This window comes from Paenalcaligenes sp. Me52, assembly GCF_050487965.1.
Classification (GTDB): Bacteria; Pseudomonadota; Gammaproteobacteria; order Burkholderiales; family Burkholderiaceae_B; genus Paenalcaligenes.
In genome coordinates this window covers 456,024-465,609 of sequence record NZ_JBKQFO010000003.1, presented here as the reverse complement: position 1 = coordinate 465,609, position 9,586 = coordinate 456,024, and the positions used below count along the sequence as shown (strand labels likewise).

The 9,586-nt window shown below is 48.5% G+C and carries 9 protein-coding genes, 1 other RNA gene and 1 pseudogene; 7 read left to right on the top strand and 4 right to left on the bottom strand.

Annotated features, from left to right (window positions below; all coding sequences use genetic code 11):
* A pseudogene (locus ACLO87_RS16410) lies at positions 1–138 on the bottom strand (XdhC family protein); the annotation flags it as partial.
* Positions 139–286: 148 nt separating this feature from the next.
* Here ACLO87_RS16410 and ACLO87_RS16405 point away from each other — a divergent pair.
* Positions 287–856: a hypothetical protein gene (locus tag ACLO87_RS16405; RefSeq protein WP_430224289.1), complete on the top strand. Its 570-nt coding sequence runs from the start codon at positions 287–289 to the stop codon at positions 854–856.
* A 115-nt stretch (positions 857–971) separates the two neighbouring features.
* On the opposite strand, the gene ACLO87_RS16400 is transcribed toward ACLO87_RS16405, so the two are convergent.
* A complete protein-coding gene (locus ACLO87_RS16400) occupies positions 972–2,318 on the bottom strand; it encodes an alanine/glycine:cation symporter family protein (protein WP_430224288.1) in 1,347 nt (448 codons plus the stop codon).
* A 670-nt stretch (positions 2,319–2,988) separates the two neighbouring features.
* Between ACLO87_RS16400 and ACLO87_RS16395 the strand changes: the two genes are divergently transcribed.
* Positions 2,989–3,351: a DUF4870 family protein gene (locus ACLO87_RS16395; protein ID WP_135866655.1), complete on the top strand. Its 363-nt coding sequence runs from the start codon at positions 2,989–2,991 to the stop codon at positions 3,349–3,351.
* A 202-nt stretch (positions 3,352–3,553) separates the two neighbouring features.
* On the opposite strand, the gene ACLO87_RS16390 is transcribed toward ACLO87_RS16395, so the two are convergent.
* Positions 3,554–3,826: an SWIB/MDM2 domain-containing protein gene (locus tag ACLO87_RS16390; protein WP_135866657.1), complete on the bottom strand. Its 273-nt coding sequence runs from the start codon at positions 3,824–3,826 to the stop codon at positions 3,554–3,556.
* Positions 3,827–4,081: 255 nt separating this feature from the next.
* Between ACLO87_RS16390 and pyrC the strand changes: the two genes are divergently transcribed.
* Positions 4,082–5,140 (top strand): dihydroorotase, encoded by a 1,059-nt coding sequence (gene pyrC / locus ACLO87_RS16385; protein WP_430224287.1) that lies wholly within the window; start codon positions 4,082–4,084, stop codon positions 5,138–5,140.
* Positions 5,141–5,167: 27 nt separating this feature from the next.
* Here pyrC and ACLO87_RS16380 read toward each other — a convergent pair whose 3' ends face one another.
* Positions 5,168–6,979 carry an ATP-binding cassette domain-containing protein gene (locus ACLO87_RS16380; RefSeq protein ID WP_430224286.1) on the bottom strand — a complete coding sequence of 604 codons (1,812 nt, stop codon included), beginning with the start codon at positions 6,977–6,979 and terminating at the stop codon, positions 5,168–5,170.
* Between the two features lie 65 nt (positions 6,980–7,044).
* Between ACLO87_RS16380 and rnpB the strand changes: the two genes are divergently transcribed.
* The 4 genes from rnpB to ftsL all read left to right on the top strand — a co-directional run bounded on the left by rnpB (position 7,045) and on the right by ftsL (position 9,586).
* An RNA gene (gene rnpB, locus ACLO87_RS16375) (RNase P RNA component class A) lies at positions 7,045–7,440 on the top strand.
* Positions 7,441–7,794: 354 nt separating this feature from the next.
* Positions 7,795–8,226, top strand: a complete 432-nt coding sequence (mraZ, locus tag ACLO87_RS16370) for a division/cell wall cluster transcriptional repressor MraZ (RefSeq protein ID WP_135862468.1) — start codon at positions 7,795–7,797, stop codon at positions 8,224–8,226.
* An 8-nt stretch (positions 8,227–8,234) separates the two neighbouring features.
* Complete coding sequence (gene rsmH, locus ACLO87_RS16365; protein WP_430224285.1) at positions 8,235–9,293, top strand: 16S rRNA (cytosine(1402)-N(4))-methyltransferase RsmH; 1,059 nt, start codon at positions 8,235–8,237, stop codon at positions 9,291–9,293.
* Positions 9,290–9,586 carry a cell division protein FtsL gene (ftsL, locus tag ACLO87_RS16360; RefSeq protein WP_135862464.1) on the top strand — a complete coding sequence of 99 codons (297 nt, stop codon included), beginning with the start codon at positions 9,290–9,292 and terminating at the stop codon, positions 9,584–9,586. Before rsmH ends, ftsL begins: the two co-directional genes overlap by 4 nt.

Below are 9,586 nucleotides of genomic sequence, written 5' to 3'. Positions count from 1 at the left end.
GCGGTTAGGCCAAAATGCTGCATGAGCCTCTCGCGACGATCTTGATTATTGCGCCGTGAACCTATAGCTCCTACATAGAAGACGTTAGTATGTAAGGCCTCCTAAAGCTAAGTCATCTAGTTTAGGGGCGTGTGTTAGCACACATGCATACTCTGCTCGAGAGTTGTATAGTTACAGATCGAGTTGCGCTCATAATGAGCCTCTATAACAAGCGAGTAATGGCTGAGTGATTAGATATGGTTTGATCATCGTATTAGCAGGCTTAATGGGTTGCTCTAGTACGTATATGCCTAGTAAGAAAGAGCAGATACAACTGACTGCTTGGGGTGAGGATGACAGCGCACTATATCTCGTGGCTGATTCACCTCCTGCATATAGGTTTAGCAAAACAGAGCTTCCCCCATTACTACTTTTTTTGGAAACACCTCTTGGGCAGAAGATAGCTCATCGTTCAGCGATAGTTGAGGTGTTCTCTAATCAGGCTGCAAAAGCTAGGTTTTTTCTATATATTCCAGCGACTCACTTGTCAGAGACAGACAAAAGCGAACTGTTGAATACTTACCAGTTTGAGATTTTCAAACCAGACGCATATAGTTTTGTGCGCAGCATCCCTGCATTAGCAAAGGCGCTAATTGACACTGATACGTTGTACATAAAGCAATGGAAGATAGAGCAGGGTATGGTTGCAGCGGATGTGCTGCCGTCGTCTGCAGTAATGACTGCGTTTGCTGAGCCTGTAGAAGCTGAACTGCGCTATATGGAAGGGGAGTTGCGTATGACACCTAATTTAGTGGAGTCGATCATTTGGGCTCCTTTTATGCTTCCTTTGTTACCGCTAGGCGCATTAAGCCAGTAACTGTAGTGAAGGGTGTAGGTGTGTCTTACCCATCTAGTGTTGTATGAGTAGATACAAAAACGGCCCTGTAATAACAGGGCCGCTTTGTTTTAGCGCGGGGCTAAATGAGAGAGCCTTACTTAGGCAGCTCGCCTTTGTCGATTTTGTTAAAGAAGTCTTTGGTTTCTTTAACAACTACGCCTGACAACAGCAGCAAGGCAATCAAGTTAGGAATAGCCATCAAGCCGTTGAAGGTATCCGATGCAGCCCAAACCAGATCCAGACTGGCGATAGTACCCATCATCACGGATGCAACGTATACAACACGGTATGGCAGTACAGCACGTGTACCTAACAAGTATGCTGCACATTTTTCACCGTAGTAGCACCAGCCTAGAATCGTACTGTAGGCAAAGAACACAAGGCCAAAAGTCACGATGTAACCGCCCCAGCCAGGTAACATAGCATTAAAGCTATGTGTGGTCAGTGCAGCACCAGTGCTGCCAGCAGTGTACTGACCAGCCATAACAAGCACGATACCAGTGATAGAACACACTACGATGGTGTCTAAGAATGTACCTGTCATGGATACTAGCGCTTGGCGACCTGCGTGGTCGGTTTTAGCCGCAGCGGCAGCGATAGGGGCAGAACCCATACCAGCTTCGTTGGAAAACACACCACGGGCAACACCGTAACGAATTACTGTACCCAGAGCACCACCAGCAACAGCGCTACCTGTGAAAGCATCAGTGAAAATCAGGCTCAATGCAGGCAACAGTTTTTCCAGATTCAGCAGAATGATGATCAAACCACCTAATACATACACCACAGCCATCACAGGAACGATGACGGATGCCGCACGAGCAATACTTTTGATACCACCAAGAATTACGATGGCGGTCAGTACAGTCAGCACTACACCTGTTAGTGCATGTTCAATACCGAAGCTTGTGTAGATGGATTCAGCAACCGAGTTGGATTGCACCGAGCTACCAATACCGAAGGAGGCAACTACAGCAAACAGAGCAAATAATATAGCCAGCCATTTCATGTTCAGGCCGCGCTCAATGTAGTACATAGGACCACCGGCCATTTCGCCGCGAGCATCCGTAATACGGTAATGTACTGCCAAGATACCTTCTGCGTATTTGGTGGCCATGCCAAAAATAGCAGTGATCCACATCCAGAATACGGCACCAGGGCCACCCAGTACTACAGCGGTAGCCACACCCGCAATGTTACCGGTACCGATGGTTGCCGACAGAGCTGTCATCAGAGCACCAAAGTGAGAAACATCACCTGGCTCTTTCTCCTGCCCGGGAGTACGAGTGAAGGCTTGGCGTAATGCCATGGGTAATTTAGTAAATTGCAGACCCCTGAGGCGTACAGTAAGTAAGACACCTGTACCTACCAACAAGATCAACATTGCTGGTCCCCATACCCAACCGCCTACTGTCTCAAAAACAGCCTGTAGCTTTTCCATGTTATCCCTCAAGTGTGTTTTAGTTAGATTAACCACTTTTACCATGAGCTGTTCAAATCAGAGAATAGGGGTATGTCGCATATTTAAAAAAAATTATTAAACAACATAAATAACGCTAAATAAATTTAGACCAGGGGATGTCATCGTGTGGTTACGGTATATATAGAATTTTCATGCTGTATAACGGCGATGTTTATTATTGATGCCGGTTACAGTAGAAAGAATTAAATACTTCTGTTTTATCTAGTGAAATACATTTTCTATTCAAATGAATAATTGGCATTGGTTTTCGCATGCAATGATTTAACCTAATTGCAGCTAGAATAAATGTAATAAGTTAAATGCTATTCTTATGGTTTTGTGCGCTGTAGAATATTTTTACCGGTGTGATACAGGCTAAAGCACGTAGCTCTTCCTGAGTGTAAAAAAGCAGCAGGTAGGCGCTAGTATCAGGAAAGCTACACTGTATATCCTAGGCTGCACAGGGAAGAGTAAGCCGCTTAGAGGCTGATGTAGAACAGCTTTTGAGTATGTTGAGCTGTTTGCTGGTGTGTAGATACATCATTCTTCGTTGCCTGATACTCTGCGAATGATCATTAAGCGTTTACAATGCTTAACAGTGCCGCACCTCGATGGTGCCTACTGCTATTTTATGTTTTTGGAGGTATGCATGACTCAGTTGAACCAGCCTGAAACCGAACAGGGCTTGCCGTTCCGTACCATTGTGCATGTTGTATATGCTTTGTTCGCAATTGGTATCGTGAGCATGGGTGTTTTTGGTGCAAGTATTATTGCTTCCATTGTTCTGGCGTATTACAAACGTAGTGATGCGGCAGGAACCATTTATGCTGCACATTTAGATTGGGCAATTAAAACCTTCTGGTGGGGTTTGTTATGGATGTGTGTAAGCGTCCTGCTCACTTTTATTTTCATAGGTTGGATTACTGGGGTAGTGACCTTGGTATGGATTATCTTCCGCATTGTTAAAGGTTGGTTGGCTCATTGGAGTGGTCAAAGCCCGGAATTCGAATAATCCGCATCACACAGAAAAATTTCATCAGGCCCTGACATTTCAGGGCCTGATTTTTTTAGTGCTATGTAAAGCCTAGTGCTGACCTGGGAAATCGCCGATCGCGGGCGATCACTAATCCCTTGGCGTGCTCTTGAGTTATTAGATACGCGCCAAAAAATACCCGCCATGGAGGCGGGTAGTCTGGGGTTCCACTGGGAGAGGCTTATTTCAAATGAGCGCTCAGCAGTTTGCTTAGTTCAAACATGTTGACTTGATCTTTGCCCAGTACTTTTTTGAGTTTAGCGTCAGCATTGATGTTGCGGCGGTTAGAAGCGTCCTGGAGATTGTGTTTCTTGATGTATTCCCAGATTTTCTTGGTAACTTCTGTGCGCGGTACAGCTTCGGGACCAATTACAGCTGCCAGTGCAGGGCTGGGGGTAAGTGGCTTCATGAATCCAGTGTTAGGTTTACTGGCAGGTTTTTTACTATTGGCCATGAATAGAGCTCCGAGAAAATTGAAAGAAATGCCACAGTGCTGCTAAATCGTACAGTAGCAGCATAACTCGTGCTTCCCTGTAGGCCAATCATCAGGAGGGGGGAGATTTGTTACTGTTTGAATCGGGTCAGAAGCCCTGATGTTTTGCGGGCTTACGCGCTGCAGAACTTCAGCGACTGTTGCATAATGTCAATGATGCGCTCACTGGCGATGGCCCAGAACAAAGCATAGGCTTTTTTGGATAGAACCGATTTTATGACACTTACTAATACCTTAACGATTCCCCGTCCGGATGATTGGCATGTGCACTTGCGTGATGGTGCCATGTTAGAGGCCGTTGTAGGCCACACAGCAGCACAGTTTGGCCGGGCCATTGTTATGCCTAACCTGACCCCGCCAGTGACTACAGCCGTTCAAGCTGTGGCTTATCATCAGCGTATTGTAGATGCTCTGCATAAAACGGCTCCGACCAGCCGCTTTCAACCATTGATGACCTTGTATTTGACGAACAACACAACAGCAGAGGAAATTCGTCGTGCGAGTGAATCGGGTGTGGTGTATGGGGTAAAACTGTACCCGGCTGGTGCGACGACAAACTCAGATGCTGGTGTAACGGATGTATTGCGTTACTGTGGTGCAGCATTGGAAGCGATGCAAGAGTGTGGCCTGCCATTGTTGGTGCACGGTGAAGTGACAGACCCTGCCGTGGATTTGTTTGATAGAGAGGCGGTGTTTATTGATCGCATTATGATTCCGCTGCGTAAACAGTTCCCTGATCTCAAAGTGGTGTTTGAGCATTTGACTACGGCAGAAGGGGTGGCATATGTGAGTCAAGCGGAAGGTACTATTGGCGCGACCATTACTCCACAGCACTTGTTGTATAACCGTAATGCGATTTTCAGCGGTGGCCTGCGCCCGCATTGGTATTGCCTACCAGTATTGAAGCGCGAGAAACATAGATTGGCCTTGGTAGAGGCTGCGACTGGGGGCTCTACGCGTTTCTTCTTAGGTACAGACAGTGCTCCGCACGTGCGTGGTCGTAAAGAACAAGATTGTGGTTGTGCAGGTTGTTATACAGCACTGCATGCTATGGAACTCTATGCAGAGGCGTTCGATGCCGTAGGTAAGCTAGATAAGCTGCAAGCCTTTGCCTGTGAGAATGGTCCTGCGTTTTATGGTTTGCCCGTGAATACAGACACCATTACATTGCAACGACAAGAGTTTGAGATTCCTGATCAGTTGCAGTTGGGTAATGAGATACTTGTGCCATTAGCGAATGGCAGAAAGTTAGCCTGGTCAGTGACTAGCGCGTAATAGAAAAAGGGGCGTAAAGCCCCTTTTTTATTGTCCAGTTTGTGCCTTTTCTTCCAACGCTTCCCAGCGTTCGAAAAGTTGCAGCAGTTCGGCTTCCAGTGTTTCCAGGGAGTTTTGTACAGTTTGTGCAGCATCGTTGCCATCTTTGTACAAGTCTGGGTCACTGAGCTTGGCGGCTAGCTCTGCCTGTCGGCTTTCCAGTTGAGCAATTTTCTCTGGTAGAGCATCCAGTTCTTTTCTCTCCCATGGCGCCAGCTTCTGATTGCGATTAGCCTTGGGAGCGGCTTTCTCTTTATCGGATGCCGTTGCAGCGGCTGTTGTGGCAGCAGCAGGCTCTGCTGCAGATGTGGGGCGCTGTAGTAGCCACTCATCATAGCCACCCACATACTCACCCCATTTACCATTGCCTTCTGCAGCTATCACTTGAGTCACGATGTTGTTTAGGAAACGTCTATCGTGGCTCACCAGCAAAACGGTGCCTTGATATTCTTGTAGCAGGTCTTCTAGTAACTCAAGGGTTTCAATATCCAAGTCGTTAGTAGGTTCGTCTAGTACCAAGATGTTGGTGGGTTGAGCAAACATGCGTGCTAATGCTAAGCGGGCGCGTTCGCCACCGGATAGAGAGCGTACAGGGGAGTTCGCACGCGCAGGTGGGAAGAGAAAGTCTTCCAAATAGCTCATTACGTGTTTACGTTGGTCGCCAATCTCTACCCATTCAGTTCCGGGGCTAATGGTTTCAGCTAACGTGGCGTTTTCGTCCAAAGAACTGCGCATTTGGTCGAAATAACCTACTGTTAAGTTAGTGCCATGACGGATTTGGCCAGCGTTTGGAACTAATTTGCCCAACAGTATTTGTAGTAGTGTGGTTTTACCTGCGCCGTTTGCTCCGATTAGACCTATCTTGTCACCGCGCATTAGCACAGTAGAGAAGTCGTTAATCAGTAAGCGCTCGTCATAACCATGAGTAATGTTTTCTGCTTCGGCAACCAGTTTTCCAGAGCGTTGACCTTCCGAAATAGCTAAGCGAACGTTGCCCATGCGCTCACGGCGTGCAGCGCGTTCTCTGCGTAATGATTCTAGGCGGCGTACACGGCCTTCATCACGCGTGCGGCGTGCTTGTACACCAGTACGTATCCACACCTCTTCCTGCGCCAGGAATTTATCAAACTTGGCTTGTTGTTGGGATTCGGCTTGTAGCCACTCGGCTTTGCGTTCTTGCCAGCGACTGAAGTTACCGGGGAAGCTAAAGAGTTGGCCTCGGTCTAGCTCAATAATGTGCGAGCTGACGCTATCAAGGAAGTCCCTGTCGTGGGTGATCACAATGACGCTGCCACGGAAGCTTTTGAGTAACTGCTCCAGCCACAAAATACCGTCGAAGTCTAAGTGGTTAGTGGGTTCGTCTAATAGCAGCAGATCGGGCTCATTGCTTAAGGCTTGAGCCAACGCTACACGCTTACGCATACCGCCTGACAGTGAACCTATCAGTGCTTCGTTAGGTAAACCCAACTGATCCATCAACGCACTGATTTTGGCTGGGCGTTGCCAATCCTCTGTTTCGGTGTAGTCGCCGCACAGGAAATCGTAGATTTGTTGGTCCGGAGGCAGGTCTGGTTCTTGCTCGACGGTGGCAACGCGCAATCCACTGCTGCGCATGATTTGGCCGTCATCAGGCAGCAATCTGCCGTCAATAAGCTTCAATAGCGACGATTTCCCCGCGCCATTGCGACCAATTAAACCGTAACGCTCACCAGAATGAATGGTGAGGCTTGCGTTATCCAGCAAGGCATGATGGCCAAACGCCAGATGTATCCCAGAAAGGGTGACCAGATTGCTTGACATGCTGCTCCGTAAAAAATCTGAAGAAAGTCTGATATTGCTATTGTCGCAGGTTACAATGCATTTGTGAGGCAGGCTGGGCAATCGCGGTAGCAATATCGAGGAAGGTCCGGACTCCGTAGGGCAGGATAGCGGCTAACAGCCGTCCGATAAGTGGGCTTCGGTCTGCGAGTCGAGGAATAGGGCCACAGAGACGAGACTGCGACGAGGGCACAACATGTTGTGCACAGTAACGGCTATCTCCGTTACTTTGCTTTCTAGTAAGGCAGTCGTTGCAGGGTGAAACGCGGTAACCTCTATCCGGAGCAACATCAAATAGGCATACGTGAACCTTGTGTTCGAAGGGCGGCCCGCTCGAGTATGCGGGTAGATGGCTAGAGTGTGTCAGTAATGGCATGCCAAGATGAATGATTGCCGACCAGCGTGCTGGTTTACAGAATCCGGCCTATAGGCCTGTCTCACACTTCTTCTTCTTCTTCTTCTTCTTCTTCTTCTCTTTTCAAATCCCCTTTTTCTTCCATACTGCGTTCGCACAGTGGTTTCTGCACGTGTGTGCACTTTTCCTGTGTCAAAGCCTGTCAATTGTGAGGAAATGCAAGTTTTTGAGAGACGTTTTCCACTTTCTCCTAATAAACAACTTTTAGATTGGAATGCAATCTGTTGATTTATAGAGGTATTTTAAAATCGAACTTTTCTAAGAAAGTCAGCTAAGTGTTTGTTGTCATTGGAAAAAAATGCGTTTGCGTCTTGACCTTGATCACGGCATGGCTTAGAGTGGGGAAAAGTAGGTTTTTGTGTAAAAAAGTGGGAAAAAGAGCATGTTCCAAGGAAGCAATGCACTCACGTTGGATGCTAAAGGTCGAATCGCGATTCCGACCAGGCACCGTGACGCCTTGTTATCGGCGGAACAGGGACAACTCACTTTGACGCGGCACCCTGATGGCTGTCTTTTGATGTACCCACGTTCTGTGTGGGAAGAAAAGCGCCAACAGATTGCAGCGTTCCCCATGTCAGCTCGTGCATTGCAGCGTTTGATGCTGGGTAGCGCACAGGATGTGGACATGGATTCTGCTGGACGGATTTTGATTGCCCCTGAATTACGTACCGCCGTAGGGCTGGATCGTGATGCCATGTTATTGGGATTGGGTGGTCATTTCGAACTGTGGAATAGTGCCGAACTGGAGCGTCGCCAAGCAGCCGAACTGGCTGAAGGCATGATGTCTGATGTATTTGAACAGTTTTCTTTCTGAGTCGGCTAATGGAGCTACAGCATCGTTCCGTTCTCTTGGAGCCTACGGTAGCGGCTCTGGTGAATCCCGTATTTATGGCGCGGAGGCCAGAGTACCGTCCGGAACCCACGTATAGGTCCGGTGTATTTGTTGATGCCACGTTTGGACGTGGTGGTCATAGTCGAGAATTGCTACGCCACGTTGATGCCGATTCTCGCTTGTTTGTCATAGATAAAGATCCTGAAGCTATTGCTATTGCGAACGCGCTGGCAGCAGAGGATAAGCGTGTACGTGTAATACATGCAGGTTTTGAGTCAATGGTAGATGCACTGCGTGAGCATGGCGTGCACTCCGTTGATGGTGTCATGATGGACTTGGGTGTGTCTTCCCCCCAGTTAGATGATGCCGAACGAGGTTTCTCGTTCATGCGTAATGGCCCATTGGATATGCGCATGGATAACAGTAGGGGGCCGACCGCCGCTGAGTGGTTGGCTCATGCCGATGTCGATGAGATTAAGGAGGTCATCGCAGATTATGGCGAAGAACGGTTTGCTTTCCAGATTGCAAAGGCGATTACAAGTCGCCGCGAATCCTCACCGCTACGTACAACGCATGATCTCGCCGAGCTGGTCGCCAGTGTCGTCCGCTCGCGCGAAAAAGGTCATCACCCAGCCACCAGGACCTTCCAGGCTGTACGGATTTACCTCAACCGCGAGCTCGAGGAGCTTGCGCATGCGCTCCCGTTAATTCTGGAGTTGCTTAACCCAGGAGGACGTTTAGCGGTGATCAGTTTTCACTCATTGGAAGATCGCTTAGCGAAGCAATTCATGGCCGCGGCATCAAAGCCGGCCATGGTGCACTCGCGTCTTCCAATTGCTGAAAAAGACATGCCGCAACCTTGGTTGCAGTCATTGGGTCGTGTATTGCCAGATGACACCGAGGTTCAACATAACGTGCGCGCGCGCTCAGCAGTACTGCGTGTGGCCGAACGTACCACCACGCCTTTGGAAGCCGACTGGCAAACCAAACTAGAGGCTGTTAAAGCCTATGCAACAGGTGGTGCTGGGAACAAGGGGAAGCGTAGATGACTATCCGTCTGCTCCTCGCGTTGGCATTGATGTTGTCAGCCATTTCCTTGGTAACGGCTCGTTATCAGGCGCGTGAGGGCTATGTGGCGGTAGAACGTTTGCGCAACCAAGCGCAAGCTCTAGATATAGAGTGGCGTCGTCTACAGTTAGAGCGGGCAGAATTGACCCGCAATGCTCGTATTGATCAAGTCGCCCGCAAAGACTTGCAGATGGTGACCGGAACCCCCGATCGTACTGTGTATTTACGGGGGCAGCAGCTAAGTTCCTTATCTTCTAGTGATGAGGAGGATTAG

What these genes read in the sequence shown, in the direction of transcription:
- pyrC (WP_430224287.1), top strand. Translation starts at nt 4,082, where the DNA reads ATGACACTTACTAATACCTTAACGATTCCCCGTCCGGATGATTGGCAT.
- ACLO87_RS16395 (WP_135866655.1), top strand. Translation starts at nt 2,989, where the DNA reads ATGACTCAGTTGAACCAGCCTGAAACCGAACAGGGCTTGCCGTTCCGT.
- ftsL (WP_135862464.1), top strand. Translation starts at nt 9,290, where the DNA reads ATGACTATCCGTCTGCTCCTCGCGTTGGCATTGATGTTGTCAGCCATT.
- ACLO87_RS16405 (WP_430224289.1), top strand. Translation starts at nt 287, where the DNA reads ATGCCTAGTAAGAAAGAGCAGATACAACTGACTGCTTGGGGTGAGGAT.
- ACLO87_RS16400 (WP_430224288.1), bottom strand. Translation starts at nt 2,318, where the DNA reads ATGGAAAAGCTACAGGCTGTTTTTGAGACAGTAGGCGGTTGGGTATGG.
- mraZ (WP_135862468.1), top strand. Translation starts at nt 7,795, where the DNA reads ATGTTCCAAGGAAGCAATGCACTCACGTTGGATGCTAAAGGTCGAATC.
- rsmH (WP_430224285.1), top strand. Translation starts at nt 8,235, where the DNA reads ATGGAGCTACAGCATCGTTCCGTTCTCTTGGAGCCTACGGTAGCGGCT.
- ACLO87_RS16390 (WP_135866657.1), bottom strand. Translation starts at nt 3,826, where the DNA reads ATGGCCAATAGTAAAAAACCTGCCAGTAAACCTAACACTGGATTCATG.
- ACLO87_RS16380 (WP_430224286.1), bottom strand. Translation starts at nt 6,979, where the DNA reads ATGTCAAGCAATCTGGTCACCCTTTCTGGGATACATCTGGCGTTTGGC.